This is a genomic window from Metapseudomonas resinovorans DSM 21078, assembly GCF_000423545.1.
Lineage (GTDB): Bacteria > Pseudomonadota > Gammaproteobacteria > Pseudomonadales > Pseudomonadaceae > Metapseudomonas > Metapseudomonas resinovorans.
Window position 1 is genome coordinate 108,215 of the sequence record NZ_AUIE01000015.1, and the last position, 26,567, is coordinate 134,781.

General features: G+C 63.4%; 26 protein-coding genes and 1 pseudogene. 18 read left to right on the plus strand and 9 right to left on the minus strand.

Going from position 1 to position 26,567, the window contains the following annotated elements; genetic code table 11:
• The 3 genes from arsH (at position 1) to arsJ (ending at position 3,069) form a co-directional block, all read left to right on the plus strand.
• Positions 1 to 717, plus strand: a complete 717-nt coding sequence (gene arsH / locus G559_RS0113995) for an arsenical resistance protein ArsH (RefSeq protein WP_028628821.1) — start codon at positions 1 to 3, stop codon at positions 715 to 717.
• Positions 718 to 744: 27 nt separating this feature from the next.
• A complete protein-coding gene (locus G559_RS0114000; RefSeq protein ID WP_028628822.1) occupies positions 745 to 1,749 on the plus strand; it encodes an ArsJ-associated glyceraldehyde-3-phosphate dehydrogenase in 1,005 nt (334 codons plus the stop codon).
• 90 nt (positions 1,750 to 1,839) lie between these two features.
• Positions 1,840 to 3,069 (plus strand): organoarsenical effux MFS transporter ArsJ, encoded by a 1,230-nt coding sequence (arsJ, locus tag G559_RS0114005; protein WP_028628823.1) that lies wholly within the window; start codon positions 1,840 to 1,842, stop codon positions 3,067 to 3,069.
• Between the two features lie 94 nt (positions 3,070 to 3,163).
• Here arsJ and G559_RS0114010 read toward each other — a convergent pair whose 3' ends face one another.
• Entirely contained in the window at positions 3,164 to 3,652 is a 489-nt protein-coding gene (locus G559_RS0114010; RefSeq protein ID WP_028628824.1) for a GNAT family N-acetyltransferase, read from the minus strand.
• A 177-nt stretch (positions 3,653 to 3,829) separates the two neighbouring features.
• Positions 3,830 to 4,324 (minus strand): BRO family protein, encoded by a 495-nt coding sequence (locus G559_RS28975; protein ID WP_051246662.1) that lies wholly within the window; start codon positions 4,322 to 4,324, stop codon positions 3,830 to 3,832.
• Between the two features lie 579 nt (positions 4,325 to 4,903).
• Between G559_RS28975 and G559_RS0114020 the strand changes: the two genes are divergently transcribed.
• The 4 genes from G559_RS0114020 to G559_RS30810 are packed head-to-tail and all read left to right on the plus strand — an operon-like array spanning position 4,904 to position 8,380.
• Entirely contained in the window at positions 4,904 to 5,995 is a 1,092-nt protein-coding gene (locus G559_RS0114020; RefSeq protein WP_028628825.1) for an alpha/beta hydrolase, read from the plus strand.
• Positions 5,996 to 6,055: 60 nt separating this feature from the next.
• Positions 6,056 to 7,108: an alpha/beta hydrolase gene (locus G559_RS0114025; protein ID WP_028628826.1), complete on the plus strand. Its 1,053-nt coding sequence runs from the start codon at positions 6,056 to 6,058 to the stop codon at positions 7,106 to 7,108.
• Between the two features lie 17 nt (positions 7,109 to 7,125).
• Positions 7,126 to 7,611, plus strand: a complete 486-nt coding sequence (locus G559_RS30805) for a (R)-mandelonitrile lyase (protein WP_028628827.1) — start codon at positions 7,126 to 7,128, stop codon at positions 7,609 to 7,611.
• Positions 7,589 to 8,380, plus strand: a complete 792-nt coding sequence (locus G559_RS30810) for a carboxymuconolactone decarboxylase family protein (RefSeq protein WP_028628828.1) — start codon at positions 7,589 to 7,591, stop codon at positions 8,378 to 8,380. The genes G559_RS30805 and G559_RS30810 overlap by 23 nt, the downstream gene beginning before the upstream one ends.
• Before the next feature lie 8 nt (positions 8,381 to 8,388).
• Here the strand turns inward: G559_RS30810 and G559_RS0114040 are convergent, their stop codons facing one another.
• A complete protein-coding gene (locus G559_RS0114040; RefSeq protein WP_028628829.1) occupies positions 8,389 to 9,282 on the minus strand; it encodes a LysR family transcriptional regulator in 894 nt (297 codons plus the stop codon).
• Between the two features lie 241 nt (positions 9,283 to 9,523).
• Positions 9,524 to 10,396, minus strand: a complete 873-nt coding sequence (locus tag G559_RS0114045; RefSeq protein WP_028628830.1) for a WYL domain-containing protein — start codon at positions 10,394 to 10,396, stop codon at positions 9,524 to 9,526.
• 115 nt (positions 10,397 to 10,511) lie between these two features.
• Between G559_RS0114045 and G559_RS0114050 the strand changes: the two genes are divergently transcribed.
• The gene (locus tag G559_RS0114050; protein ID WP_028628831.1) at positions 10,512 to 10,760 is read left to right on the plus strand and encodes a hypothetical protein; all 249 of its coding nucleotides are present in this window, start codon (positions 10,512 to 10,514) and stop codon (positions 10,758 to 10,760) included.
• Positions 10,761 to 10,848: 88 nt separating this feature from the next.
• Complete coding sequence (locus G559_RS0114055) at positions 10,849 to 11,745, plus strand: LysR substrate-binding domain-containing protein (RefSeq protein WP_028628832.1); 897 nt, start codon at positions 10,849 to 10,851, stop codon at positions 11,743 to 11,745.
• A gap of 79 nt (positions 11,746 to 11,824) precedes the next feature.
• Here the strand turns inward: G559_RS0114055 and G559_RS28980 are convergent, their stop codons facing one another.
• Together G559_RS28980 and G559_RS0114065 are read right to left on the minus strand one after the other, a co-directional pair.
• On the minus strand, positions 11,825 to 13,528 hold the full coding sequence (locus tag G559_RS28980) for a BCCT family transporter (protein WP_051246665.1): 1,704 nt from the start codon (positions 13,526 to 13,528) through the stop codon (positions 11,825 to 11,827).
• A 257-nt stretch (positions 13,529 to 13,785) separates the two neighbouring features.
• Entirely contained in the window at positions 13,786 to 14,400 is a 615-nt protein-coding gene (locus tag G559_RS0114065; protein WP_155945724.1) for an eCIS core domain-containing protein, read from the minus strand.
• Positions 14,401 to 14,609: 209 nt separating this feature from the next.
• On the opposite strand from G559_RS0114065, the gene G559_RS0114070 reads away from it, so the two are divergent.
• The 5 genes from G559_RS0114070 (at position 14,610) to G559_RS0114090 (ending at position 20,639) form a co-directional block, all read left to right on the plus strand.
• Positions 14,610 to 15,560 carry a GlxA family transcriptional regulator gene (locus G559_RS0114070; RefSeq protein ID WP_028628834.1) on the plus strand — a complete coding sequence of 317 codons (951 nt, stop codon included), beginning with the start codon at positions 14,610 to 14,612 and terminating at the stop codon, positions 15,558 to 15,560.
• Positions 15,561 to 15,835: 275 nt separating this feature from the next.
• The gene (locus G559_RS0114075) at positions 15,836 to 16,771 is read left to right on the plus strand and encodes a LysR family transcriptional regulator (RefSeq protein ID WP_028628835.1); all 936 of its coding nucleotides are present in this window, start codon (positions 15,836 to 15,838) and stop codon (positions 16,769 to 16,771) included.
• Positions 16,772 to 17,030: 259 nt separating this feature from the next.
• Entirely contained in the window at positions 17,031 to 18,869 is a 1,839-nt protein-coding gene (locus G559_RS0114080) for an amidohydrolase (protein ID WP_155945726.1), read from the plus strand.
• A gap of 102 nt (positions 18,870 to 18,971) precedes the next feature.
• Positions 18,972 to 19,595 carry an isochorismate family cysteine hydrolase YcaC gene (gene ycaC, locus G559_RS0114085; protein WP_028628837.1) on the plus strand — a complete coding sequence of 208 codons (624 nt, stop codon included), beginning with the start codon at positions 18,972 to 18,974 and terminating at the stop codon, positions 19,593 to 19,595.
• Between the two features lie 273 nt (positions 19,596 to 19,868).
• Positions 19,869 to 20,639: a substrate-binding periplasmic protein gene (locus G559_RS0114090; protein WP_081668069.1), complete on the plus strand. Its 771-nt coding sequence runs from the start codon at positions 19,869 to 19,871 to the stop codon at positions 20,637 to 20,639.
• A 13-nt stretch (positions 20,640 to 20,652) separates the two neighbouring features.
• Here G559_RS0114090 and G559_RS0114095 read toward each other — a convergent pair whose 3' ends face one another.
• A complete protein-coding gene (locus G559_RS0114095; RefSeq protein ID WP_028628839.1) occupies positions 20,653 to 21,555 on the minus strand; it encodes a LysR family transcriptional regulator in 903 nt (300 codons plus the stop codon).
• A gap of 310 nt (positions 21,556 to 21,865) precedes the next feature.
• Between G559_RS0114095 and G559_RS0114100 the strand changes: the two genes are divergently transcribed.
• Positions 21,866 to 23,365 carry a purine-cytosine permease family protein gene (locus tag G559_RS0114100; RefSeq protein ID WP_028628840.1) on the plus strand — a complete coding sequence of 500 codons (1,500 nt, stop codon included), beginning with the start codon at positions 21,866 to 21,868 and terminating at the stop codon, positions 23,363 to 23,365.
• 25 nt (positions 23,366 to 23,390) lie between these two features.
• Positions 23,391 to 24,236 carry a nitrilase family protein gene (locus G559_RS0114105; RefSeq protein WP_028628841.1) on the plus strand — a complete coding sequence of 282 codons (846 nt, stop codon included), beginning with the start codon at positions 23,391 to 23,393 and terminating at the stop codon, positions 24,234 to 24,236.
• Between the two features lie 84 nt (positions 24,237 to 24,320).
• Here G559_RS0114105 and G559_RS0114110 read toward each other — a convergent pair whose 3' ends face one another.
• Positions 24,321 to 24,623 (minus strand): hypothetical protein, encoded by a 303-nt coding sequence (locus tag G559_RS0114110; RefSeq protein WP_028628842.1) that lies wholly within the window; start codon positions 24,621 to 24,623, stop codon positions 24,321 to 24,323.
• A gap of 280 nt (positions 24,624 to 24,903) precedes the next feature.
• Here G559_RS0114110 and G559_RS0114115 point away from each other — a divergent pair, with 280 nt between their 5' ends.
• Positions 24,904 to 25,230 carry a DUF2388 domain-containing protein gene (locus G559_RS0114115; protein WP_028628843.1) on the plus strand — a complete coding sequence of 109 codons (327 nt, stop codon included), beginning with the start codon at positions 24,904 to 24,906 and terminating at the stop codon, positions 25,228 to 25,230.
• A 220-nt stretch (positions 25,231 to 25,450) separates the two neighbouring features.
• Here G559_RS0114115 and G559_RS28985 read toward each other — a convergent pair.
• A pseudogene (locus tag G559_RS28985) lies at positions 25,451 to 26,110 on the minus strand (Fic family protein); the annotation flags it as partial.
• A gap of 95 nt (positions 26,111 to 26,205) precedes the next feature.
• On the opposite strand from G559_RS28985, the gene G559_RS29885 reads away from it, so the two are divergent.
• A complete protein-coding gene (locus G559_RS29885; protein ID WP_155945725.1) occupies positions 26,206 to 26,541 on the plus strand; it encodes a hypothetical protein in 336 nt (111 codons plus the stop codon).
• Positions 26,542 to 26,567: the final 26 nt, after the last annotated feature.

Consider the following 26,567-nt stretch of genomic DNA (forward strand, 5'->3'; position numbering starts at 1 on the left):
ATGACCGACGACCACATTCCCAATCTCGAAGCCGATCTGGTTGACCTGCCTACGCTGGACAAGCTGGGCCGCGCGCCTTCGGCAACCCACAAGCCGCGCATCCTGCTGCTTTACGGATCGACCCGCGAGCGTTCCTTCAGTCGACTGCTGACGGAAGAGGCGGCCCGCCTGCTCCAGCACTTCGGCGCCGAGACGCGCATCTTCGACCCGTCCGGGCTGCCGTTGCCGGATGACGTGCCGGACGACCATCCCAAAGTGCAAGAGCTTCGCGAGCTGGTGCTCTGGTCGGAAGGCCAGGTGTGGTGCTCGCCGGAACGCCACGGCTCGATGAGCGCGGTGTTCAAGGCCCAGATCGACTGGATTCCCCTGGCCATGGGCGCGGTCCGCCCGACCCAGGGCAAGACCCTGGCGGTGATGCAGGTTTGCGGCGGTTCGCAATCCTTCAACGTGGTCAACCAGCTGCGTGTACTGGGCCGCTGGATGCGCATGTTCACCATCCCCAACCAGTCCTCGGTGCCCAAGGCCTACCTGGAGTTCGACGAGGCGGGGCGCATGAAGCCGTCCTCGTTCTACGACCGCGTCGTGGATGTCATGGAGGAACTGGTGAAGTTCACCCTGTTGCTGCGTGACCGCTCGGATTACCTGGTCGACCGCTATTCCGAGCGCAAGGAGTCGGCTGAAGAGCTGTCCAAACGCGTCAACCAACGTTCCCTCTGACCCACGTTTTTATTCGAGAACACAAGCATGAGCATCAAAGTCGGTATCAACGGTTTCGGTCGTATCGGTCGCCTGGCGCTGCGCGCTGCCTGGGACTGGCCGGAGTTCGAGTTTGTCCGCATCAATGACGTCGCGGGTGACGCCGCCACCCACGCCCATCTGCTGAACTTCGATTCGGTTCACGGCCGCTGGCAGCACGAAGCCAGTGCCGAAGGCGACTGCGTGGTGATCGGCGGCAAGCGCATCCAGGTCACTGCCAACAAAGCCATCGCCGACACCGACTGGTCCGATTGCGATCTGGTGATCGAGGCCAGCGGCAAGATGAAAACCGTCGCCGTGCTCCAGGCCTATCTGGACCAGGGCGTGAAGCGGGTGGTGGTCAGTGCGCCGGTCAAGGAAAAGGGCGCGTTGAACGTGGTCATGGGGGTCAACCAACACCTGTTCGACCCAGCGCAGCACCGCATCGTCACCGCCGCGTCCTGCACCACCAACTGCCTGGCGCCGGTGGTCAAGGTGATCCACGAAAACCTCGGCATCCGCCACGGTTCCATCACCACCATCCACGACTTGACCAATACCCAGAGCATTCTCGACCAGCCGCACAAGGACCTGCGCCGCGCCCGTGCCTCGGGCATGAGCCTGATCCCCACCACCACCGGTTCGGCCACCGCCATCGCGGAAATCTTCCCCGAGCTGCGCGGCCGCTTGAACGGTCACGCCGTGCGGGTGCCGCTGGCCAACGCATCCTTGACCGACTGCGTGTTCGAAGTGGAGCGCGCAACCACGGTGGAGGAGGTCAACCAGCTCCTCAGGACGGCGTCGGAGAATGAACTGAAGGACATCCTCGGCTATGAAGAGCGCCCGCTGGTGTCCATCGATTACCGCACCGACCCGCGCTCGTCGATCATCGACGCACTGTCGACCATGGTGGTCAACGGCACCCAGGTGAAGCTCTATGCCTGGTACGACAACGAGTGGGGCTACGCCAACCGCACTGTCGAGCTGGCCCGGCTGGTCGGTCTGGCCGGTTGATAGCACCGGTAGCCCGGATGAAATCCGGGAATGCCCCGAAGCACATTTCCCCGGATGGGTATCCGGGCTACCCGCCAGGAGTGGAACCCGATGAAGGCGTTGTCCGGCCTTTCCCCTGAAGTGCGCCAGTACCTGCTAGTGACCGGCAACTACTGGGCCTTCACCCTCACCGACGGCGCCTTGCGCATGTTGGTGGTGCTGCACTTCCACACCCTGGGCTACACGCCACTTCAGATCGCTGCGCTGTTCCTGTTCTACGAGATCTTCGGTGTCATCACCAACCTGGTGGGCGGCTACCTCGGCGCGCGCGTGGGGCTGAACCGCACCATGAACATCGGCCTCGGGATGCAGGTCATCGCGCTGCTGATGCTCACGGTGCCCGCCGCCTGGCTCACCATCCCCTGGGTGATGGGCGCCCAGGCGCTGTCGGGCATCGCCAAGGACCTCAATAAAATGAGCGCCAAGAGCTCGATCAAGCTCCTGGTGCCAGACAGCCAGCAGGGCACGCTCTACAAGTGGGTGGCGATCCTCACCGGTTCCAAGAACGCGCTGAAGGGCGTGGGCTTCTTCCTGGGTGGGGCGCTGCTTGCCCTGCTGGGCTTCACGGGCGCGGTCCTGGCCATGGCGGTCGTGCTGAGCCTGATCTGGCTCGGCAGCCTGGTGCTGCTGAAGAAGGATCTGGGCAAGGCCAAGGCCAAGCCGAAGTTCCGCGACATGCTGTCCAAGAGTCGGGCCATCAACATCCTCTCGGCGGCCCGGCTGTTCCTCTTCGGCGCCCGCGACGTCTGGTTCGTGGTCGCCCTGCCGGTGTACCTGAGCACCGTTTTCGGCTGGGACTTCTGGCTGGTCGGCGGCTTCCTCGCCGCGTGGGTCATCGGCTACGGCATCGTGCAGTCCTTCGCGCCGGCCATCACCGGCAAACGGCGTGGGCATGTACCGGACGGCCGCGCGGCCTTCCTCTGGGCAAGTTTGCTGGCGGCGTTACCCGCGGCCATTGCGGTTGGCCTTTCAAGCGGCTGGTCGGCCCAGGTGGTGCTGCTGGGTGGGCTGATGGTGTTCGGTGCGCTGTTCGCCGTGAACTCCTCCCTGCACAGCTACCTGATCGTCAGCTATGCCAAGGAAGACGGCGTATCCCTGGACGTGGGTTTCTACTACATGTCCAACGCACTGGGGAGGTTGATCGGAACGCTGCTGTCCGGCTGGATCTACCAGGCCTATGGGCTGGAGGCGTGCTTGTGGGTCTCCACGGCTTTCGTGGTGTTGGCCGCCTCCATCTCCATCGGCTTGCCCAGGCACTCGCAGAACCTGCAGTCGGCGTGACGGGGTTATCGCTGGAGCGACTCTGCGCAAGGCTGGGTTTGAGAGGCGGAAGGCGGGAAAGGCGACCAACCCCCTGGCATCAGCGGCCAAGTAATCAAAGGGTTTTCGCCATCTCGGCAGTGCCCGCCCAGCCCAATCCCTCGTACACCGGCTTGCCGGCCTTGGTCGCGTGCAGCACGGCAAAACTCAAACCGCGTTGGGCGAACTCGGCTTCCGCCAGCTTCATCAGGGCCGAAGCCAAGCCCCGGCGCCGGTAGGCAGGTTCAACGAATACGTTCAGCACATAGCCGCGCTGGTCCGAGGCTGGATGGGACGGGTGAGGGGGCCAGTCGATACTCATCAGGCCAATCGCCGCAGCAGGCTGCTCGGCGTCCATCAGCGCGAAGCCGTAGTAGCGGCCGTCGAGCAGGCGTTGCTGCAGCCAGGGGCGGAAATGCTCGGTCATCAGGCGCAATTTCGAGGGGTCGCCTTCAGCCTCGAGGAACATCGTTTCGCGGTGCACGCAGATGATCTCAAGGTCATCGGGCCCGAGCCTGCGAGCCGTCAAGCCTGCAAAGTCGATGTTGCCGGGTATGTCGTTCATCGCGGGCACCTGGACGGAAAAATCCAAATCTAGGGCGGGCGGGCACGAGGTGACAGACACAGATTGGATAAAAGCGCGTCATACAGCGGTCGTAGGGCTCGGCCTCCGCCGCGCACTGCACCAAGCTACGGTTCGCAGTTCAGGTAAAGGCGCCGCCAATGGGCGGCGCCTTTGTTTTCAGATTCGCCACCAGCTCGGCAGGCGGCTGGGGCTTTGCGGGGCTTGTTGTGATGCGAAGTGGGGAAGTTCTTCCAGGGGCACCCAGAGTCTTCCTTGCCATTCCAGCAGGCTTTGCCGCAGGCCGTCCCATTTCATCACTACGCGTCGGGGTTGGCTGGGGGCGAGGGATTCGGCGTCGCGCAGGGTGGGGAAGAATTCGTGGTCGAGCCAGTAGCGGAGGCTGCGGTTTTCGGGGCGGTAGTAGCGGCAAAGGGTGCGGTAGGTGGCGGACTGGCTGATGACGGGCACGTTTTCTTCGTTGCCGGTGGCGTAGAGGAAACGCAGGGTCTGGCGCTGGTCGGGGTCCATCTGGTCGTAGAGTCGCTGGTGGTGCTTGTGGCCGATGAGCCGGGCGAAGTCGAAGGCGCTGGTCCAGGGCTGGCCGTCGATCATCACGCCGCGCAGGGGGCGGGTGTAGCGGTGGAGGGTGATGGGGGTGAATGCTTCATGCATGGGTGTAACTCCTGGGACTGGTTGAGGAGCTACCGTCGTTCGCTGTCAATCGAAGGGCGGCAGACCGCGCGGGGTTGACAGACCGGGTCCAGGATCCGGCAGATCACGAGGATCTCCCCACGCGATCTGCCATGAAGCGTTGCAGCAAATACTGCACGCGTATCAGAGCCTGCAAAGAACCTTCGCTGTTCCTCGCATGCACCGGTTGGCGCAATCGCGCCTGGACAACGGGCTGTCAAACCCGGCCACGGGATTGACCGTGGCGGAGCGGAACACTATCGAGCGCGCTTGTAGGCCCTCAAGGTTACTGGTGTGTGGGAAATTTCTCTGTAGGACGGCGAAAACGGATGTGGTGCAGGTGTGTAGGCCGAGGGCCCGCAATGAACGGGTGATACCGAGCCCGGCCGATCAACGCTCACTCCCGGCCCCTCGCCGTGAACGCTGATGCTTGTCTCGGCAGCTGAGTTCACACGGTTTATCTATGTGTTTCTGGTATCAGTACTATTCGACTGGTGCTATTCATTAATCAATGCGCGAGGGGTAGCTTGGTGCTCTGTTATTTCAAACCGAGCGCAACCCATGACCCCGCACATCATTCATAAGTGCATGCCTGCGATTAAGGCAGGCACCCTGTGTATCGCGCTATGCACCTCTGCGGTTGTCAGCGCGGGTGATCGCAGTCCGCTGGTCATCAAGGACCAGGGAAGCCTGATTGCCGGCGGTGGGCTGATCACCCAGCCAGGTAGTTTCGACCCCTACAAGCCTACGAAGCCCGATGGCCAGAGCTACCACGGTGACCATGTGTACGCGTTCTATCAGGTGCCGGTCGACGCTCGCCCGCTGCCGATCGTCATGTGGCACGGCGCAGGGCAATCCGCGAAGTCCTGGGAGACGACGGCCGATGGACGTGAAGGGTTCCAGAACATCTTCCTGCGTCGCGGCTTCTCCACCTATCTGATCGACCAGCCGCGCCGGGGCGATGCGGGACGGAGCCTGGTTGAAACAGCGATCAAGCCGGTCGCGGATGAGCAGATGTGGTTCAACCAGTTCCGCATCGGCCTGTGGCCCGAGACCTTCGAGGGCAGCCAGTTTCCGCGAGGACAGGAGGCGCTGGAGCAGTTCTTCCGTTCGATGACGCCCAACACCGGTCCTTACGACATCGAGGTTGTATCCGATGGCGTATCCGCACTGCTGGAGAAGGCTGGCCCCGCCATCCTGTTCACCCATTCGCAGGGTGGCGGGCCCGGTTGGCTGACTGCGATCAAGAACCGCAACGTGCGGGCGATTGTGGCGTTCGAGCCGGGCAGCAGCTTCGTGTTTCCAGAAGGGGAAGTGCCCGCGCCGATTCCCAGCGCGTTCGACACGCTCTCGGCCCATGTCGTATCCAAGGCGCAGTTCGCAGCGCTGACTCGCATCCCCATCGTCATTTTCTATGGCGACAACATCCCCGCCAAACCGGTTCGTTTGCCTGCTCAGGACAGCTGGCGTGCCCGGCTCGAGATGGCGCGCCTGTGGCGGGATACGGTGAATCGTCATGGCGGCGACGTAACGCTCATTCACTTGCCGGAGATCGGGATCAAGGGCAACTCCCATTTTCCGTTCTCGGACATCAACAACGTCGAAATCGCGGATCTGGTTTCGAAGTTTCTCGCAGAAAAAGACCTGGATTGACCACGCGCACGGCGATGGCCGCCGTGCCTTTTAGCGTCAGAAATTGGCAGGAGTTTTCAGATGAAGCGAACGATAAAGGCGACCCTCATGGCCGCCATGGTCGGGATGTTGTCGGCCGAGGCCGGCGCTGGGGATTACAAGCAGAACCCATTCACCCTGGTTTACGACGGTGCGATTGCGAAGAACGAGCCGGGCAAGATCAACATCCACCCGGTCACGTACACACTCAATGGCCTGGATATTTCAGCCAACGTCTACACCCCCGCGAACTACGATCCGGCGAAGCAATATCCAGCAGTCGTGGTGGCGCATCCCAATGGTGGGGTTAAAGAGCAGGTCGCAGGTCTGTATGCCCAGCGATTGGCGGATCAGGGCTACATTACGATCACTGCTGATGCGGCCTATCAGGGGGCGAGTGGCGGTCAGCCGCGCAATGTGGACAAACCCGCGCACCGCATCGAGGACATCCACGGGATGGCGGATTTCATCAGCCAGTACGCTGGCGTCGATCAGCAACGCCTGGGCCTGCTCGGTATCTGCGGCGGTGGCGGCTATTCATTGGCGGCGGCGCAAACCGACAAGCGATTCCGCTCGATTGCGACGTTGAGCATGTTCAACTCCGGACGGGTTCGTCGTAATGGCTACGTGGATTCGCAACTGGACACCATTCAGGAACGCCTGACGCGGGCTTCGGCTGCCCGCGCCCAGGAAGCGGCTGGTGGCGAGGTGCTCTATGCCGGCGACGCCAATCTGACCGATGAGCAGATCGCCAAACTGCCATTTGATCTGTATCGGCAGGGTTACGAGTACTACTGGAAGACGCACGCGCACCCCAACTCGACCTTCAAGTACACCATGAGCAGCTTGCTGGACCTGATGCGTTTCGACGCTAGCAACCAGATCGAACTGATCGACAAACCGTTGTTGATGATCGCGGGCAGCAAAGCCGACAGCCTGTACATGAGTGAAGAGGCGTTCGCCAAGGCCAGCGGAACCAAGGACAAGGAGCTGTTCATGATCGATGGGGCCACGCACATCGAAACCTACTGGGTTCCGAAGTATGTCGACGCCGCAATGGGCAAGTTGACGGCGTTCTACGCCAGGACTCTCTAAACAAAGGATGCGTCACCATGAACAAGACTTTGCTCGGGATCGCGGTATGCGCTGCGATTCCTTTCGCCAACGCGGCCAGCGAGGCCAAAGAGTCTGTAGGCAGCCAGCAGATCAGCCGCGCAGGCACTCAGGCTTCCGTAGCCGGGCCGGTGGATAACTTCACCGGGCGGGTGCGCGTCGATCCCTTGTTTCCCGCCAGCGACGAGATCAATGCGTCCGGTGCCTACGTGACCTTTGAGCCCGGTGCGCGCTCGGCCTGGCACACCCATCCCGCAGGACAGCGTCTTGTGGTGGTTTCCGGCGTCGGCCTGACACAGGAATGGGGCAAACCCGTGCAGCAGATCCACCCGGGCGACGTGATCCTATGCCCTCCGGGCGTCAAGCATTGGCACGGTGCCGCGCCGACCACTGCAATGACTCACCTGGCCGTGACGGGTTCGATGGATGGCAAGAACGTGGAATGGCTGGAGAAAGTGACCGATGACCAATACAACGCACGCTAGACACTGCAAGCCCGGAACGCTGGCAGCGGCATTCGCGCTGAGCCTGGGGCTGGCGGCTACGTCGAGCCACGCTGCCCAGGGCACCCTGGAGCCGCAAACCATGATCACCGAACAATCCGCGTCCGAGACGCTGTCCGCCAAGCAGCAGGCCATCCCGTTGATCGCAGCCGCAATGGCCACGAGCGACATGCCCAAACTCAATGCCAGTTTGAACCAGGGGCTGGATGCGGGCCTGACCATCAGTGAGGCGAAGGAAATCCTCGTGCAGCTATACGCCTATGCCGGCTTTCCGCGCAGTCTCAACGCGCTCGGTGAGCTGATGAGGGTGGCGGAGGCGCGCAAGCAGCGCGGCATCCAGGATGCGCCGGGACGCGAGCCCAGTCGCGTCATTCCCACCGGCGACGAACTGCTCGCGGCGGGCAAGGCCAATCAGACCCGTATTGCGGGCGCACCTGTGCAAGGCCCGCTGTTCGACTTCGCCCCCGTCATCAATCAGTACCTGCAGGCGCATTTGTTCGGCGACATCTTCGAGCGCGACAACCTGGACTGGCAAAGCCGTGAGCTGGCCACGGTCGGAGCGCTGGCCGCTACACCCGGTGTGGAGCCGCAACTGCGTTCGCACATGGCCGCCAGCATGAGGGTGGGCCTGACCGTTTCGCAGTTGCGTCAACTGATCCAGGCGCTAGCCGACAACGGCGATGCCGATGCAGCCAGGCGCGCCCGCGAGGCGTTGGACACGCAGCTGGCTGAAGCCGCTGGGCGGCCGTGACTCTGGGCTCAGCCCAAGTAGCGCAGGGCGTCGCGGAACAAGGAGAAGGCAGGTGAGGCCTGACGCCTGCTCGGATAGTAGAGGTGGTATCCCGTGAACGGTTCGCACCAGTCCGCGAGCACGCGGATCAACCGCCCCTCGGCGACATGCGCCTGTACCAGGTCTTCGGGCATGTAGGCCAGCCCCAGCCCCTGGAGGACGGCCTCCAGGCGCATGGCGATGTTGTTGAACACCAGTTGGCCCTCGACACGCACCTTCAGCTCTTGCCCCTTCTTTTCGAACTCCCAGGGGTAGATGCCGCCGTAGGTTGGCATACGGATGTTGATGCAGTTGTGCTGCATGAGGTCGCGCGGGATTCTGGGCTTCGAATGCCTGGCGAAATACTCCGGTGAGCCGACAACGGCCATCCGCATGTCGGGCCCGATGCGCACCGCAATCATGTCCTTGGCGACCTGCTCACCCAACCGGACACCGGCGTCGTAGCCTTGCGCAACGATGTCGGTCAGACCGTAGTCGACGATGATCTCGATGTTGAGATCGGGATTCTCGGGCAGCAGCTTCGCGAGTACGGGGTGCAGGATGGTGATCGCGGAATGCTCGCCGGCCGTGATACGCAGCGTGCCTGCCGGCTTGTCGCGGAACTCGCTGAGAAATGCCAACTCGTTGTTGATTTCTTCGAACCTGGGAGCGACCACCCGCAGCAGGTGTTCGCCGGCTTCCGTGGGAGACACGCTTCGAGTGGTGCGCGAAAGCAACCTGACGCCCAGTCGCTCCTCCAACTGACGCATGGCCCGGCTCAAGGCAGGCTGCGACATGCCAAGTTTGGCTGCGGCACGGGTGAAGCTGCGCTCCTGCGCCACGGCCGAGAAGATCGCAAGTTGGTCGTAGCTTTCAGCGGTCATTCATGCGTACCTGTTATGAGCCGGTTGAGATTATGCCATCTGGATAGGCAAATCATTCGCCAGGCAGTGGCGAAGGTCCTGGAGTCCCTTTCAGGCGCTAGCTTGCTAGCGAATGCGGACATTCTCGCCAGCAGGAACTCGGCGTCCTACAGGCACTCGCGCTCACCGGTTGCCGCCAAGCAACAGCTAACGCGGACATAGCCAATGAATTCGCCCCCACAATGACGTGGTGTGAGGGCGCTCAGCTGTACAGCCAGCGCTCCAGCTCTTCCAGGTTGGCGGCGACTATCTGTTGGGCCACAGCCTTGGCCTGCAGCTTGTTCGGGTCGATCTGGTAGCGCTGCAGTACGTATTGCACCAGGGCGCCACGGGTATCCAGCACCAGGCGGCCGTCCTGCATGCCGTAGTCGACTTCGATCAGCGCCTTCTGCGACGGTTTCAAGCGCGGGTCCGGCTCGATGATCACCTGCACCTGGGTATTCCAGCCCTCGTCCTGCTCGCGGCTGTGTTCCGAGGCGTCCAGCAGCTCCGGCACGCCACGCAGGCGGCTGAGGACGAAGTCGCGGTAGGCGCGGTTCTTCTCGCAGTAGGCGCGTACATGCCAGCGCATGCCGGTGTAGACCAGGGTGTGCGGGGCGATCAGGCGGATTTCCGGGGCGGGGTTGGCCAGGGAGACGTACTCGGTTTCCAGCCGCAGCCCTTCCCGACAGGCCTTGAGCAGCGGCCGCAGCACTTCGGGGCGTACCGAGCGGTCTGGCACCTTGAGCACTTCGGTGTGGGCGTAGGCCAGGGCCAGGCCCTCGATATGCGGGGCGCGCTCGTGGTTGTGGTTGAGCAGGTGGAGGTAGGCATCGGCGCTGTCGTCGATGAACAGCGGACGGAACTGCTTGCTGGGGACATAGCCTTTCAGGTGCTTGTCATATGTCAGGTTTTTGGGCGCATGTTCACCGATGTAGGTGTTGATGTCCTTGGACGCCTGTTGGCGGCTGATGCCGAAGCTTTGCATCAGGTGATTGGTGGTCAGGCGCCCCTCCCACCAGACAACGGTCTCGATCAGGCGGTAGCGCAGGGCCAGGTCCCAGCGCACGTGTTCGATCGACTGCTTGCGTTTCATGGCGTGCCTCCATCCGTGCCAAAAGTTTACCTGTACACATCCACATTCTAGACCTGTCTTGTGACGCTACATATCTTCGCGTCATCGGGCAAGACCGCCCATTCTGGAGACAGGGATGAACGCAATGGAACTGGCCTGGGCCTTGCTCAGCGGTGCGATCCTGCTGATTGTGCTGCTGATGCTGGCCCTGTTCTGGCAGGAACTGCGAGTGCGCTACGGGCAGGAGGCGCTGGCGGACATGCGTCGGCGCCTGGAGGGGCTGCAAGCCGCCAATGAGGCGTTGCGTCGGGAAAACCGCGAGATGCGTGCGGCCTTGCAGGCGACTGGCCAGTACTTGACCAAGCCGTCTGCGACACCGGGATAGCTATCCCCGCCAGCCTCGGCGACGACAGGGGAGCGGGGCCTTAAGATCGCGCCATCGATGAGAGCATCCATCGCCGCTGGCCTGAATCATGAAGATCCATCCTCTGCCTCCCTTGAACAGCCTGGTCGCCTTCGAGGCTGCCGCCAGGCACTTGAGCTTCACGCACGCCGCGAGCGAACTGAATGTCACCCAGGGCGCCATCAGCCGCCAGGTACGTCACCTGGAGGAGTACCTGGGCAAGCCGCTGTTCGAGCGTGGCACGCGTACCATTCACCTCACGCCCACGGGCAGCCGCTACTACGAAACCGTGCGCGACAGCCTGCTGCACGTGGCCCGTTCCACGGACGAAATCCGTCATTGGCGTGGCGACCAGCAAGTGACGGTGGTCACCAGCACGGCGCTGGCGGCGCACTGGCTGCTGCCGCGCGTACCGCAATTCAAGAGCCGTTTCGAAGACATCGACCTGCGCATCGTCGCTGACGATCAGGTCAGGGACTTTTCCCGCCTGGAGTGCGATCTCGCGCTCTACTACTGCAGCAAACCGCCCAAGGACATGCGAAGCACGCCGCTGTTCGCCGAAGAAGTCTTCCCGGTCTGCAGCCCGGCCTACCTGGCGCGCCACCCGCAATTGACGACGGTGGACGGTTTGGCCGATTGCACTTGGCTCTGGCTGGAGGCCACTCAGCGTGACTGGATCGGCTGGCCGGAATGGCTTGATCGACTCGGCCTTGGCCCGCTGATGCCGCGCCAACGGATCAATATCAACAGCTACAGCCTGCTGATCCAGTCGGCCCTCTCTGGACAAGGGGTCGCGCTGGGCTGGCATCAGTTGGTGGATGACCACCTGCTGACCGGCGCCCTGGTGCGACCGAACAGCCTCGCGCTGAAAACCGAGGGGAGTTTCTGCCTGCTGGAACGCGCCGGTCCGGGCAGTCCGAGGCAGAGCGTGCGGCAGTTCCGCCAGTGGCTGACGGAGAGCCTGTGACCTGGGGCAATCGTAGGATGTGGTAGAGCGCAGCGAAACCCATGCTGTTGGTAGGCGATGGGTTTCGCATTGCGGCTGGTCAGACCTGCTTACGCGCAGTGAGGGCGCCCGCTGGGTCGGTGTTGCGCTGGGCCTGGCCGCTGGCGAGGGCGTCCACCAGGTGGGGCGCCTGGCCGGGGAGGCGACGTCCGCCCGGATGGCCGGGCAGGGCGCCCAGCGGCTCTTCGCGTAGGCAGCGCATCAGCGTGTAGCTGAGCAGCAGGACGAACAGCGCGATGGGCAGCCCCGCGGCGATGCTGGCCATCTGGATCGCCGTCAGCCCGCCAGCCAGCAGCAGGGCAATGGCGATGCCGGCCTGGAGCACGCACCAGACCAGGCGGATGCTCTTGGGTGGGTCGACGCTGCCGTTGGAGTTGAGCGTGCAGAGCACCTGGGTGCCGGAGTCCGCCGAGGTGATGAAATAGGTCGCCAGCAGGATGCAGATCAGGATGCTCAGCGCCTTGCCCAGCAGCCCCGTGTCGATCCGGTCCATCAGCACGAACATGGCCGAGGTGGTTTCCCGCTGGGTGGCCTGCAGCACGGTGCCGCCCTTGAACTCGGCCTGAGGGCCGGACAGCTCGCCAGCAGCCACGCGCTGCTCGTGCTGGAGGCGGTCTTCCTGTTCGGCCTTGAGTGCCGATCCGCCGAACACCGACATCCAGACGATGGTGACCAGGGTCGGCACCAGCAGCGCACCGACGATCAGCTCGCGAGCGGTGCGGCCCTTGGATATCCGCGCGATGAACAGGCCGACGAAGGGGCCCCAGGTCAGCCACCAGGACCAGTAGAAGGCGGTCCACAGGTTCTGCCAGCCGTCGTCCTTCTGGGCGTCGCTCCAGAAGCTCAGGTGCATGATGTTCTGTGCGTAGTCGCCGGTGCTTTCCAGCATGAGGTTGAGGATGTAACGGGTCGGCCCCAGGCAGAGCACGGCGGCTACCAGGACGACGGAGAGGATCATGTTCCACTCCGAGAGAATCTTCATGCCGCGGGACACGCCGGCCATCACGGAAAGGGTCGTGACCAGGCTGATGGCGATCACCAGGCCCACTTGCACATTGAGGTTGATCGGTAGATTGAACACCTGGGCGAGGCCGGTGTTCATCTGCACCACCCCCATGCCCAGGGAAAGGGATACGCCAAAGGCAGTGATCACGGCGGCGGTGATATCCACGGCATGGCCAAGCGGCCCGTGGATGCGCTCGCCGATCAGCGGGTAGAGGATCGAGCGCATGGTCAGCGGCAGGCCCTTGCGATACGCAAAGTAGGCCAGCGCCAGGCCGACGATGGTGAAGATCGCCCACGGATGCAGACCCCAATGGAACAGGGTGATGCGCATGGCGGTCGTGGCGGCTTCGTCGCTCAGCCCTTGGGCGAAGGGGTTGCCGGCGTAGTGGGACATGGGTTCGGCCACTGACCAGAAGATCAGCCCGATGCCCATGCCGCCGCTGAATAGCATGGCAATCCAGGAACCGAAGCTGAACTCGGGTTCGTCCTCGTCACGTCCGAGCTTGATGTGCCCGAAGCGGCTCATGGCCAGGTAGATCAGCAGCCCCAGCACACCCGTGACCAGGGCCAGGTAGAACCACTTGAACTGCTGCAGGACGAAGCTGGAAGTGGCCTTGAACACGTCCCCTGCCTGCTCGGCCTGCAGCACGCAGCTCACGACGAAGGCGATCACAATCAGCACCGAGCCGAGCGTCACCGTGGGATTGAGGCCCTTGAACAGGCCCGATTCTGCACGCATCTACATCCCCTCTTGTTCTTGTTCAAGGGTTTCTACGGGGCGCAAGGGCCCAATCTAGAGCGACAAAATGGGGCTAGAGGGGATTGTCGGACAACTCATTTTTCGTCATGCCTCGATGATATTTCGGCATGGGTGACGCCTTCGTGGCCGCGCTACTGCGTGGGCTGAAGCCCACCCTACAGGGGCAATCGACCGGTTACGCAGGGTGGGCTTCAGCCCACCATCGTCATCCTCGCCGACGCCACCAGCAACCTGGCTCAGAGTGCCTTGCCGCTACTCGCCACTGTCGGTTTGAGCGCCCGCGCCACTTCGCCCTGGATCTTGTAGGCCGGCGCTTCCACTGCGTTGAAGTCGCGGGTGTAGCGGCGGGCGAAATCTGCCACGCCCCAGTCCAGGTACTGCTTCACGTGGTGGAGTTCGTGGGCCCACAGCGCGATGTTGTTCTGCGCATCGTCCTCGTTGCGGAAGACGATCACGTCCACCAGGGTCACCGCTTCCACGTCGGGGTTCTGCATCAGGGTGTTGGCGGCATTCATCTCGGCGTCGACGCCCACCTTGTAGCGCGCCGTGTCCAGCACCCGCAGGTCGTAGTAGGGCTCCAGCTGCGCACGGATATGCAGCGGAATCGGCTGCAACTGGGTGGCAAGCATGTTGCTTCGAGATTGCACGATCCACTGCTGCAGGCTGGTGGCGGCCACCTGATTGACGCTTTCCAGCAGCGGCGCCATATCACCCGGGGCACCTGGTGCACAGAAGCAGGTCACTACGCACACCTGCGATTGCCCGGCGGGGCAGGCGAGGGCGGAGGTGGACATGAAGGACAGGGCGAGAATGGTCTGGCGAAGCAAATTACGAGCGGATACAGCGAACAAGGGGCCTCCCGGAGGCGCTGACGGAGCGCACCATTATGGACAGCGGAGGCGGGCATTGGTTGCGCACTCCTCATCCGGCTGTCGGGCTGGGGTCGGCCAGGCGCCAAGCGGAAGAATATCGATCAGGTTCAGTGCGGTGAACTCGCAATTGCGTCTCACCACGTCTTCCCCCATGCTCCTCTCGGTCCCGCATTGGTATGCCTAAGTCCATGAAAAATATAGCGATGGTGTTGTATCCGGACTTCCTGCTCCTGGACATCGCCGGCCCCCTGGAAGTCTTCTCGATCGCCAACCGCTATCTGGCACCGGACAAGCACTACCGCATCACCATCATCGGCACCGAGTCCGGCCCCCTGCGTGCGTCCAACGGCGCGCTGATGCAGGCGGAGTTCACCCTCGAACAGGCCACTGGCAGCTATGACTTGCTGCTGGTACCCGGCGGCCCCGGTGCCTACAACCACCAGCATCCCGAACTGCTGACCTGGCTGCGCGGCGCGAGCGAGCGGGCGGGGCGTTATGGCTCCATCTGCACCGGCACCTTTATCCTCGGCCATGCCGGATTGCTGGACGGCTATCGGGTGACCACCCACTGGCATTACACGGAGCGCCTGATCAAGGCCTTCCCCAAGGCGCGTGTGGAGACCGACCAGATCTTCCTCGAGGACCGCCGCCTGGTGACCTCGGGTGGTGTCACCGCCGGCATCGACCTGGCGCTGTCCATGGTGGCCCTGGACCATGGTCGCAAGGTCGCCCTGGACGTCGCCAAGGTGCTGCTGGTGGTCATGAGCCGGCAGGGCGGGCAGGCTCAGTTCAGCCCGTTGGTGGCCAACATCACCACCCATGAGACGCCCATCAGTCGGGTGCAGAACTACGTGCTGGAGCACCTTGACGAGTCCTTCAGCATCGCGCGGATGGCTGAGATCGCCGCCATGAGTCCGCGCCACTTCGCCCGTCTGTTCGCCCGCGAAGTGCAGATGACGCCCATGGAATTCCTGCAGAACGCTCGTATCGACCAGGCCCGGAGCCTGCTCGAGTCCAGTGACCTGCCACTGAAGACTATTGCCTTCCGCAGCGGCTTTGGCAGCGTGCGACTGATGCGCCAGCGCTTCGTCGAGCGGCTGGGGCTGACCCCCTTGCAGTACCGCCTGCAGTTCAACTGAGTGACCGCGTGTCCGCATCGGGCACTCCGATGTCCGTACCCGGCCTCGCTGCGCGGTTGTCGCCCAGTCTCCAAGTGACAAGATAAAGCCATTCGTCGAGAGCCGGGCGCACGCCTGCCCATGCGGCCGCGTGCGCGCACCGGTGATGAACGGGGGGTGACTGCCAATCTGGTACTACCGTGCCGCTGGCCATGGCCTACATTCAATCGGGCCTGGAAATTCCTGCCAGACCCACCCCATCACCACGACACCGATTCCTCCACCAGGATGGCTCCATGAACCGAAACGAACTGCGCCGCGTCGACCTCAACCTGCTGGTGGTGTTCGAAGCCCTGATGTTCGAGAAGAACGTGACGCGCGTGGCTGAGAAGCTTTTCCTGGGCCAGTCCGCGGTAAGCGCCTCGCTGGCGCGCTTGCGCGACCTCTTCGACGATCCGTTGCTGATCCGCCAAGGACGCGGCATGGAGTCGACGCCCAGGGCGCAGGCCATCCTCAAGGAACTGCGTCCGGCCCTGGATGCCATTTCCGGTGCGGTGAGCCGTGCCCGGGAGTTCGACCCTTCCAGCAGTCGCGAGGTGTTCCGCATCGGCCTCTCCGACGATGCCGAGTTTGGCTTGTTTCCCGAACTGCTGCGGCGGCTGCGCGAAGAGGCGCCAAGCATCAAGGTGGTGGTGCGCCGGGTGAACTACCTGCTGATCCCCTCGCTGCTGGCCTCCGGGGAGATTTCCGTGGGCGTCAGCTACACCCAGGACCTGCCGGCAAACGCCAAGCGCCGCAAGCTGCGGGACATCCCCTGCAAGGTGTTGCGTGGCGACGACCGGCCGGAGCCACTGACCCTGGACGATTACTGCGAGCGGCCCCATGCCATGGTGTCTTTCTCCGGAGACCTGTGCGGCAACATCGACCTGGACCTGCAGCGGGTGGAGCGCAGCCGCAACGTGGTGCTGGCGGTGCCGCAGTTCAGTGGCCTGCGCTCGTTGCTGGCGCGCACCGAGTTGATCGCCACCGTGCCGGACTACGCCGCCTGCGCGCTGGTGGAAGGCACTTGCCTGCGTGCCGAGGATCCCCCTTTTCCCATCGCCCCTGCCGAACTCTCCATGGTCTGGAGTGGCGCGCATGACAACGACCCGGCCGAACGCTGGCTGCGCAATCACATCTACCAGCACATGTCACGCTCGCTGCATGAGCTGGGTGAACCGGAAGCCGTCTAGCACGGCCGCGCTCCAGTGCGAGACGGCACATACGTGCAATCGCTTTTCGCCGGGGCACGGCATGCTCGGGGTCCGACCTGTGCCACCGCTCCGGCGCCCACTGACCGAGGAACCGTTCATGAGCCAAGACCCCTCCGACAAGAGCCGTCGCCGATTCCTGGCGACCAGTTCCGTGCTGGGCGCCACCGGTGCCCTGTGGTCTGCCCTGCCATTTACCGGCAGTGGCGGCGCGACCTTCGCCAGCCCATCGAGGAACGACATGAAAGCTGACCTGATCCTGTTCAACGGCCGTTTCCATACCGTCGACCGTGAAAGGCCCACCGCCAGCGCAGTGGCCATCAAGGACGGCAAGTTCCTCGCCGTCGGCAGCGATGCCGAAGCCATGGCCCTGCGCGGCGACGCGACCCAGGTCATCGACCTGAACAAGCGCACCGTCATCCCCGGCCTCAACGACTCGCACCTGCACCTGATCCGTGGTGGCCTCAACTACAACCTGGAACTGCGCTGGGAAGGCGTGCCCTCGCTGGCCGATGCCTTGCGCATGCTGAAAGACCAGGCTGATCGCACCCCCTCGCCGCAGTGGGTGCGGGTGGTCGGCGGCTGGAACGAATTCCAGTTCGCCGAGAAGCGCATGCCCACGCTCGACGAGTTGAACAAGGCGGCGCCGGACACGCCGGTGTTCGTCCTGCACCTCTACGACCGTGCGCTGCTCAACCGTGCCGCCCTCAAGGTGGTCGGCTACGACCGCAATACGCCCAACCCGCCCGGTGGCGAGATCCAGCGCGACGCCAGCGGCGAACCCACTGGCATGCTGATCGCCCGGCCCAACGCGATGATCCTCTACTCGACGCTGAGCAAAGGGCCGAAGCTGCCGCTGGAGTACCAGGTCAACTCCACCCGCCAGTTCATGCGTGAGCTCAACCGCTTGGGGCTGACCAGCGCCATCGACGCCGGCGGCGGCTACCAGAACTACCCGGACGACTACCAGGTGATCCAGGAACTGGCCAAGCGGGGCCAGCTCAGCGTGCGCATCGCCTACAACCTGTTCACCCAGAAGCCCAAGGAAGAGCTGGCCGATTTCCAGAACTGGAGCAAGCAGGTCAAACCCGGCGACGGCAGCGACTTCTTCCGCCACAACGGCGCCGGCGAGATGCTGGTGTTTTCCGCCGCCGACTTCGAGGATTTCCTCGAACCGCGCCCGGACCTCGCGCCGAGCATGGAGCAGGAGCTGGAGCCGGTGGTGCGCCACCTGGTGGAACAGCGCTGGCCGTTCCGCCTGCACGCCACCTACAACGAATCCATCTCGCGCATGCTCGACGTGTTCGAGAAGGTCAACCGCGACATCCCGTTCAACGGCCTGCCCTGGTTCTTCGACCACGCCGAAACCATCAGCCCGCAGAACATCGAACGCGTGCGCGCCCTGGGCGGCGGCATTGCCATCCAGGACCGCATGGCCTTCCAGGGCGAGTACTTCGTCGACCGCTACGGCGCCAAGGCCGCCGAGCAGACCCCGCCGATCCAGCGCATGTTGGCCGAGGGCGTGCCAGTGGGTGCCGGCACTGACGCCACCCGCGTGTCCAGCTACAACCCCTGGACCTCGCTCTACTGGCTGGTCAGCGGCAAGACCGTGGGCGGACTGGAGCTGTACCCCCAGGGCCTGTCCCGCGACACCGCGCTGCAACTGTTCACCCACGGCAGCGCCTGGTTCTCCAGCGAGCAGGGCAAGAAGGGCCAGATCAAGGTGGGCCAGTTGGCCGACCTGGCGGCATTGTCGGCGGACTTCTTCAGCGTCGAGGCAGAAGCCATCAAGTGGATCGAGTCGGTGCTGACGGTGGTGGACGGCAAGGTGGTGTACGCCGCCGGCGAGTTCGACAAGCTCGGCCCACCGCAACTGCCGGTGCTGCCCGACTGGTCGCCGGTGGCCAAGGTTCCCGGCCACTGGAAACCCGCCGCGCCGTTGACCGCCCAGGTGCACCAGTGCGTCGGCGCCTGCGCGGTGCATGCCCACAGCCACGAGCGGGCGCGGCAGTCCAATGTGCCAGTGAGTGATTTCCAGGGTTTCTGGGGCGCTTTTGGCTGTTCGTGCTTTGCCTTCTGACCGCCCCCTGCGGGTTCGAAGGGCAGACCTTCGGCCTGCTTGGAGAATGAAATCGCCCCTACGGAAAAACAGTTCGTCACCACCCAAGCAAGGAAAAATGCCATGACAACGCGCTATAACCGCCTCGACAAGGACAACGCCGCCGTACTGCTGGTCGACCACCAGGCCGGCCTGCTGTCACTGGTCCGTGATTTCACCCCCGACGAGTTCAAGAACAATGTGCTGGCCCTGGCCGACATCGCCAAGTTCTTCAACCTGCCGACCATCCTCACCACCAGCTTCGAAAGCGGCCCCAACGGCCCGCTGGTACCGGAGCTGAAAGCGATGTTCCCGGACGCGCCCTACATTCCGCGCCCCGGCCAGATCAACGCCTGGGACAACGAAGACTTCGTCAAAGCCGTCAAGGCCACCGGCAAGAAGCAACTGATCATCGCGGGCGTGGTGACTGACGTGTGCGTGGCCTTCCCGACCCTGTCGGCCATCGAAGAAGGTTTTGAAGTGTTCGTGGTGACCGACGCTTCCGGCACCTTCAACCCGGTGGTGCGCGATGCCGCCCTGAACCGCATGAGCCAGGCGGGCGCCCAGCTGATGAACTGGTTCGCCGTGGGTTGCGAGCTGCACCGTGACTGGCGCAACGACATCGAAGGCTTCGGCGGCCTGCTGGCGAGCCACTTGCCGGCCTACGCCAACCTGATGCAGAGCTATTCGGCGCTGAACGCCAAGTAAGTCCGTCGCGGTAAAGCAGAAATGCCCGCACTGTGCGGGCATTTCTGTTTGTGGGTGCGCCCAGCGCCGCAGGCTGTCGCGTCGTGGGTACTTCGAAACGAGGGCGCCGCCTGAAGCGGTCGCGAATCTCTTGAGGAGTAAGCAAGGAAGACCCCAAGGCAGGCACCGGCCATGTCAAAGGCAGAGTGCCACTGAAAGACTGAAAAGGGGGGAGACTGCCGACTTCCCGCCAGCCTAAACTGGCGGGCATTTCTGCAAGGCTCTTGCCCTTCCATGCCAATCCCGCTGGTTACATGCCGTTGTCGAGCACAGCGTTTCGTCACGCTGTTGCTCGCTGTTTTCTGGCTGCAGTCCGGGCTGGCCGCTGAGCCGGCGGAATACCTCATCGGCGTGGAGCAGGTGGACTATTACCCGATCTACTCCGCCGTAGCGCCGGACTACCCGTACCGTGGCTACGCCCGCGATCTGCTGGACCTGTTCGCGGCGCGGGAGAACCTGCACTTCACCTACGTGGCGCTGCCGGTGCGGCGCCTGTCCCATGGCTACCTGACGGGTCGGCTCGACCTGGTCTTCCCTGACAATCCGCGCTGGGAGGCGGCGCACAAGCCGTCCCACATCGCTTATTCACAGCCGGTGCTGCAGTTCCAGGATGTCATGCTGGTATTGCCCGAGCGCAAGGGCCAGCCGCGTGAGAACTTCCATCGGCTTGGCTTCGTTCGCGGTTTCACGCCGTGGAAATTCCAGGACGACATCGCCGCCGGACGGGTTGTTATCGAGGAGGCGCCCAACCCGGAAGGGCTGATCCATATGGTCCTGGCCGGCCATATAGACGCCGCCAACATGGCGCAGCAAGTGGCGCACTTTCACCTCAAGCGTGAGGGGCGGGCGAACGACCTGGTGGTGGAGCCCGGCTTGCTGCCGCTCCGCGACAGCTTCTATCACCTGTCGAGCATTCGGCATCCGGAGCTGATCCACCGCTTCGATGCTTTTCTTCAGCGAGAGCAGCAGGCGATTCAGGCGTTGAAGGCCAAGTACGGCTTGTGAGCGGTGTTCGGCGTCAGGCTACGTCGAACACGTCCATCAATTCCGCCAGAAAGGTGCTCACCAACTCGCTCTGCCGGGTGGAGCGCCTCACCGCCACGTGGAACTGCACCTCATAGCGCAGTTGCGCCGGATCGAGCGCGCGGAGTTGCTCCAGTTCCACATGCCGCGCCGCATAGTGCTGTGGCAGAAAGCCCAGGTGCTGGCCGGAGAGAATCAGCAAAGCGGCGCCGTCCATGCTGTCGGTGAGGGCGGTCAAGCGGTCGATGGCGGCAGGCGCTGGCATTTCCGGCAACGGGTGGCTGGGCCAGACCCATTCGTGCTCGGCCACGTCCTGGCTGGCGAGCGAGCCCGCCTGTTCGTAGAGCGGGTGCGAGGAGCCGCAATAGGCAATCTGCGTTTCAGAGAACAGCGAGAAGTAGTCGAGGCTGTCGTGCCGCCGCCAGAAGTAGCCGATGGCAAGGTCGAGGTGGCCGTTCACCAGTTTTTCTTCGAGGAAGGACGACGACAGTTCGGTGAACTGGAAATACAGCCCCTGGTTCCGCGCGCGCAGACGGGCGATGGCCTGGGCGACTTTCTTGTTGGCGGTCGGGTCGATCTGCCCGAGCAGGCCGACATTCAGCGTGCCGGTGAGCGTGCGGTTGATGTGCTGCACTTCCAGGCGGAAGCCTTCGGCTGCAGCCAGCAGACGGCGCGCCGCTTCGACGAACTGGCTGCCTTTGGCGGTGAGGGCGAAACCGGCCCGGCCGCGTTGGCACAGGCGGAATCCCACGCGGGTTTCCAGAGAGGCCAGTTGCGCACTGATGGTGGGTTGCGAGGTGTTGAGCGCGGTCTGCGCCGCCGAAATACCGCCCGCTTCGACAACGGCGAGAAAGATGCGGATCAAGCGGATATCCAGCTCGGATACGTTCCCCAGCATGCAGCCTCCGAAAGTTAATTACATAGAGTCCAGTCTATGTGAACAGTTGGCCCGCGCTATTTTAAGCGCCTGCCGGGGCGCCTAGATTGCGGCTTCAGCGGCAGGGCTGATAGCCAGCAGGGATAAGGGCAGGAGCCAGGTCGCGGGCGCGCCATCATAGGGCGCGTTCGGAGGCGTTCGCCACAGGGTTTGGGCAGCGCTACCTCACCCAACATAGATGAAGTCGATGTATGGCAGGGGCCTTGCGTAGCCGCTGACCGCATCCTCACAAGAACAACAGTTCGCTCGACCGAGAGCGAAGGAGCATCCCATGTCAGGGTCCACCCAGCCCGCCCAGGCGGCTGAAGCCAAAGGCGGCCTGGCCATCGAAGGCCACTCGATCGACTACATTCCCGAATCCGAGCGCCATGCCCGGCTTAGCAGCCAGGGGCCATTCTGGTTCCTCGGCAACTTCCATTTCTTCACCATCTCCATCGGCTTCGTCGGCCCGAGCCTCGGGCTGTCCGCCCTGTGGACAACCCTGGCCGGTGCGCTGGGCATCATGTTCGGCACTCTGTTCATGGCCTTCCACGGTTCCCAGGGGCCGGAGATGGGGCTGCCGCAGATGATCCAGTCGCGCGCGCAGTTCGGTTATCGCGGGGTGGTGCTGGCGTTGTTGGCGACCATGTTCGTGTTCGTCGGCTTCAACGTGGTGAACGTCTCGCTGATCATCGATGGCCTGAACAACGTCTTCGGGCTGGACCCCATCCCCGTGGCTTGCGGGGTGATCGCCATCGGCGCGCTGCTGGCGATTTACGGCCACGACCTGATGCACAAGGCCTTCAAGTGGGCGCTGATGCTGACCTTGCCGCTCTATGCGCTGGTGACTGTCGCACTGATGTTCGGTGCCGGGCAGGTGGAGACGGCCGAACCGGCCAGCCTCGGTTTCAGCTGGGTCGCCTTTGCCACCCAGTTCGCCATCGCCGCCAGCTACAACATCTCCTACGCGCCCTATGTGTCCGACTACTCGCGCTACCTGCCGAAGAACACCAGCCGGCCCAAGCTGATCGCCGCGGTGTTTCTCGGTGCCTCCCTGTCGGGCGCGTGGATGATCGGCCTCGGCGCCTGGCTCGCGCAGTTGCTGCAGGCGTCCGACGCGCTGGTGGCGCTGGACCGCGTGGGTACTTCCCTCATGCCGGGGCTGGGCCATGTGCTGGTGCTGGTGTCGGTGGTGGGCTTCCTGCCGGTGATCGCGCTCAACACCTACAGCGCCATGCTGACCCTGCTTACCGGGATCGACTCCATTCGCCGCATCGACCCCACGCCGCGCGCACGGGTGCTGTCGATATGCGTCATCACGCTGGTGGTCCTGGCCTGCGTGCTGTCTATCCGCGGGAACGGCATTTCCATCCTCAACACCTTCCTGGTGCTGATGCTCTACTTCCTGGTGCCCTGGACCGCCGTGAACCTGGTGGACTACTTCTTCGTGCGCAAGGGCCGTTATGCGATCCCGCACTTCTTCACGCCCAAGGGTATGTATGGCGCCTGGCAACTGCGGGGCATCGTCGCTTACGTGGTGGGCTTCGCCTGCATGGTCCCGTTCTTCTTCATCTTCGATGCCGCCGCCGGCCAGGAAGTCTTCGTCGGCCCCATGGCGCGCCTGCTGGACGGCGTGGATATCGCCTGGCTGGTGGGGCTGCTGGTCTCCGGCCTGACCTACTTCATCCTCAGCCGCTCGCTCGACCTGGAAGGCGAACGACGCCTCATCGACAGCCTCAGCGAGCGCGACATTCTCGCCATCGCCCGACCGGGCGCGGACCCGGCGCAGTGACGGAAACAGCAGGGAGTACAACCCAGTGAACGCCTCCAGAAACATCCCGGTAGCCTGTTGCCAGCTGGCGCCGAAAGTCGGCGATCTCGCCCACAACCGCCGCATCACCGAGCGGGCCATCCGCGCGGCGGCGCTGCAGGGCGCCCAGGTGGTGGTGCTGCCGGAACTGGTGCAGAGCGGGTACGTCTTCCGCGACCTGGCGGAGGCGCTGACCCTGGCCGAGCCGCTGGACGGGCCGACCCTGCAACTGTGGCAGGCCCTTGCCCGCGAGCTGGAGATCGTCATTGTCGGCGGTTTCTGCGAGCGGCTGGATGCACAGCGGGTCGCCAACAGTGCGGCCCTGGTGGACGCCACGGGTGTGCGCGCGATTTACCGCAAGGCCCACCTGTGGGACGCCGAGAACGCCATCTTCACCGCCGGCAGCGAACCGCCGCCGGTGGTGGAAACCGCCTTCGGGCGGATCGGCGTGATGGTCTGCTACGACCTGGAATTCCCCGAATGGGTGCGCCTGCCCGCACTGGCCGGCGCGGACCTGCTCTGTGCACCGGTCAACTGGCCGGACGGCCCGCGCCCGCCCATCGAGCGCCCGGCCGAAGTGGTGCGCGTGCAGGCCAATGCCGCAGTCAATCGCCTCTTCATCGCCGCCTGCGACCGTCATGGAACGGAGCGCGGGGTGAACTGGGTGCACGGCTCGGTCATCGTCGACCCGGACGGCTACCCGTTGGCCGGGCCGGCCGAGGAGGGCGGGGAACAGATCCTGATGGCCACCCTGAAGCTGGACGACGCGCGCAACAAACGCATCAGCCAGCACAACCACCTGCACGACGACCGCCGCCCGGAGTTGTATGGAGTGGCTGGATTGCTGGAGTAGCTGGCGGCATTCCTGTAGGAGCGAGCTTGCTCGCGAACGGGGATCCCTTCGCGAGCAGGGCTCGTTCTTACGAAGTTTGTTTGCCTAATCCGCTATCGCATCTGCAACGGCGGCTTGGGACGGAGACTGCTGCTCCTTGATGCAGAACAGGACCATATGGAAGTCGGCGTGCCATTCCGACTCGCAGCGGCTGCGAATCGCTCCGCTGTAGCCGGCGACCGCGTCAGCCGCTTCACGTTGTTCCTCCAGGCAGTAGGCGCGCATGGCGTCACCGCTCCATTTTTCCAGGCAATGCGCCTGAATGGCCGACTCGCTGGCCTGGGTGCTGGAAATACAGATGGCTGAAAGGCAAGTGGCAGTGGCAATCAAGTGCTTTCTGTACGGCATGGTTGGGCTCGCGCTCCCCTGGGAAGGTCGGCTCTCCTGGCCAGCGAATTACCGGATGCAGTGATTGGAAATCCTGGATGCGCTGTGCGCGGAGCCCTGATCAACGCTGCTCCTGTGCACAGTGGTGGTGCAGTCTAGTACAGCGTGGGCGGCAGGGTTCCGAGGTCGGATGTCGCAACCGGACAGACGGCGGGTGAAAAGAACGGTGATCGGTCAACGCAGGCTGGAACTCGTTTCACGGGCCGCACTCTGAGGGAAACGCAAACACCAAGGAGTCACCATGCGTTTCCGCATCACCGCTGCAACCCTCGTCCTCATTGCCCTTCCTTGCACATCGGTCTTGGCACGGGATGATCACGATGACCTGCTGCGAAACCTCATCTCCACCGGCGCCACGACGGCCTCCACCTACCTGACCAGCGGCGGCGACGACAAAGTCGTCGGCCCGGTGCAAGACGACGCCAGCAGCTTCATCGCCAGCGAGGGCGAGATTCGCGGGCCGTACCTCGAAGCGGAGCTGCAACGGCTTCGTAGCGAGAATCCTGAGCTGCAAGCGCGCAGTGACCTGGAGCTGGCGGGGGCGATCCTGGCGGCTGAGCCGCGCTGATCGGGCACAGGAATCCCAAGCGCCTTTCGCAGCTCAGCTTGGCGTTGTTCCGCCTTGGTCGACCTGGGCTTCGGCCTGGGTCACCAGGTCGTATCGGTGGAAACGCAGCACGCCTTTCGGTCGTGCGTCCGCCAGGCCGTTCGCCATCAGCCAGTCCGGCCATTGCAGCCACGGGTAATCGCCTGTGGCCGACCTCAGGATCTGACGGATGTGAAGGAGTTCACACGTCGCCGTCTTTCATCTCCCGGCCTTCAAATGCCGATTGAACGGCCTCCACGACGCGCTCTGCCAGGCGCTCATCGTCGAGTCGCGGGTACTCCCTCTTGAGCTTGCCGGAGACGTTCCAGCCGTTCTCCTTGATGGCACGAATGATGCGGTTCGAATCCTGGCCTGGCATCTCCACGACTTCTTTGAGCCGCTCCTTGGCGAGCTGAAAGATCACCAGGACTCTGGCTTCTTCGGCCATCTCCGTTCGAATCGTATGCTCGACGACTCGCGCGGTGTATAGAACGTGAGTGGTCAGATCCGGATAGCGCCAGGCAAAGCGCGCATCGTCGTAGTCGTCGAACACGAAGTTGCTGGGAGTACCGTCCTCGTAGGTAACGAGTTCGCTAAACCGATAGGACGTCGCATAGCGCCGCATGAATGGGCGCGAGAACACCTCGAGCGCTTTGTCGTAGCCGGCACGAAATTCGGTTGAACTCGTGATGGTTGAAGAGACCGGCAGTATCACGCCATTCGGGACAGCATTGTCTCGAACGAGGGTGTCGTTGATCAGGAAGCGACGAATCCGTCCGTTGCCATCCCGCATGGGATGGATGTAGACGAAGCCAAATGCTAAAGCCGCGGCTCGCGCTAGCGACTCGGCGCCCCGGGTCGCGGTTCGCACGCACCGTGCCGATCACCGAGTCGACGCGTAGAGGTTGTGCCGGTTCGACCCCGTAGCGGGCCGCCAGAGCTTTGAAGCCGACCTGCATGGAAGAAATCCTCTACCGGGAACCTGAAAACGTTACTGGATGGAATACGTTAGTCGAAAACGCTAACCGATGCTCGGTGCGCAAAAAGGCTACCAGTTGCTTATTTTTGCTACTAAACCAGGCTTTTTGCACAAAAACGTTACTCGGGGCGCGTTTCCAACCCACGCCGGAGGGCAAAGCCATCTGGCGGGCGACCATCATCAGTGAAATCGACTGGTCGCACCGCTTCACGCTGTTGCGGCTGCCTCCCGCGCTGGTCGGCGTTGATCGCGGCCTGGCGGTCCTGGGCTATCTCATTTTTTGGGGGGGCCGTACAGGCGAAGATCGTTATTGAGAACGGCGGCAGATCCATTCTCCTGC

Coding starts and splice junctions, on each gene's coding strand:
- arsH (WP_028628821.1), top strand. CDS start 1: ATGACCGACGACCACATTCCCAATCTCGAAGCCGATCTGGTTGACCTG.
- G559_RS0114000 (WP_028628822.1), top strand. CDS start 745: ATGAGCATCAAAGTCGGTATCAACGGTTTCGGTCGTATCGGTCGCCTG.
- arsJ (WP_028628823.1), top strand. CDS start 1,840: ATGAAGGCGTTGTCCGGCCTTTCCCCTGAAGTGCGCCAGTACCTGCTA.
- G559_RS0114010 (WP_028628824.1), bottom strand. CDS start 3,652: ATGAACGACATACCCGGCAACATCGACTTTGCAGGCTTGACGGCTCGC.
- G559_RS28975 (WP_051246662.1), bottom strand. CDS start 4,324: ATGCATGAAGCATTCACCCCCATCACCCTCCACCGCTACACCCGCCCC.
- G559_RS0114020 (WP_028628825.1), top strand. CDS start 4,904: ATGACCCCGCACATCATTCATAAGTGCATGCCTGCGATTAAGGCAGGC.
- G559_RS0114025 (WP_028628826.1), top strand. CDS start 6,056: ATGAAGCGAACGATAAAGGCGACCCTCATGGCCGCCATGGTCGGGATG.
- G559_RS30805 (WP_028628827.1), top strand. CDS start 7,126: ATGAACAAGACTTTGCTCGGGATCGCGGTATGCGCTGCGATTCCTTTC.
- G559_RS30810 (WP_028628828.1), top strand. CDS start 7,589: ATGACCAATACAACGCACGCTAGACACTGCAAGCCCGGAACGCTGGCA.
- G559_RS0114040 (WP_028628829.1), bottom strand. CDS start 9,282: ATGACCGCTGAAAGCTACGACCAACTTGCGATCTTCTCGGCCGTGGCG.
- G559_RS0114045 (WP_028628830.1), bottom strand. CDS start 10,396: ATGAAACGCAAGCAGTCGATCGAACACGTGCGCTGGGACCTGGCCCTG.
- G559_RS0114050 (WP_028628831.1), top strand. CDS start 10,512: ATGAACGCAATGGAACTGGCCTGGGCCTTGCTCAGCGGTGCGATCCTG.
- G559_RS0114055 (WP_028628832.1), top strand. CDS start 10,849: ATGAAGATCCATCCTCTGCCTCCCTTGAACAGCCTGGTCGCCTTCGAG.
- G559_RS28980 (WP_051246665.1), bottom strand. CDS start 13,528: ATGCGTGCAGAATCGGGCCTGTTCAAGGGCCTCAATCCCACGGTGACG.
- G559_RS0114070 (WP_028628834.1), top strand. CDS start 14,610: ATGAAAAATATAGCGATGGTGTTGTATCCGGACTTCCTGCTCCTGGAC.
- G559_RS0114075 (WP_028628835.1), top strand. CDS start 15,836: ATGAACCGAAACGAACTGCGCCGCGTCGACCTCAACCTGCTGGTGGTG.
- G559_RS0114080 (WP_155945726.1), top strand. CDS start 17,031: ATGAAAGCTGACCTGATCCTGTTCAACGGCCGTTTCCATACCGTCGAC.
- ycaC (WP_028628837.1), top strand. CDS start 18,972: ATGACAACGCGCTATAACCGCCTCGACAAGGACAACGCCGCCGTACTG.
- G559_RS0114090 (WP_081668069.1), top strand. CDS start 19,869: ATGCCAATCCCGCTGGTTACATGCCGTTGTCGAGCACAGCGTTTCGTC.
- G559_RS0114095 (WP_028628839.1), bottom strand. CDS start 21,555: ATGCTGGGGAACGTATCCGAGCTGGATATCCGCTTGATCCGCATCTTT.
- G559_RS0114100 (WP_028628840.1), top strand. CDS start 21,866: ATGTCAGGGTCCACCCAGCCCGCCCAGGCGGCTGAAGCCAAAGGCGGC.
- G559_RS0114110 (WP_028628842.1), bottom strand. CDS start 24,623: ATGCCGTACAGAAAGCACTTGATTGCCACTGCCACTTGCCTTTCAGCC.
- G559_RS0114115 (WP_028628843.1), top strand. CDS start 24,904: ATGCGTTTCCGCATCACCGCTGCAACCCTCGTCCTCATTGCCCTTCCT.
- G559_RS29885 (WP_155945725.1), top strand. CDS start 26,206: ATGGAAGAAATCCTCTACCGGGAACCTGAAAACGTTACTGGATGGAAT.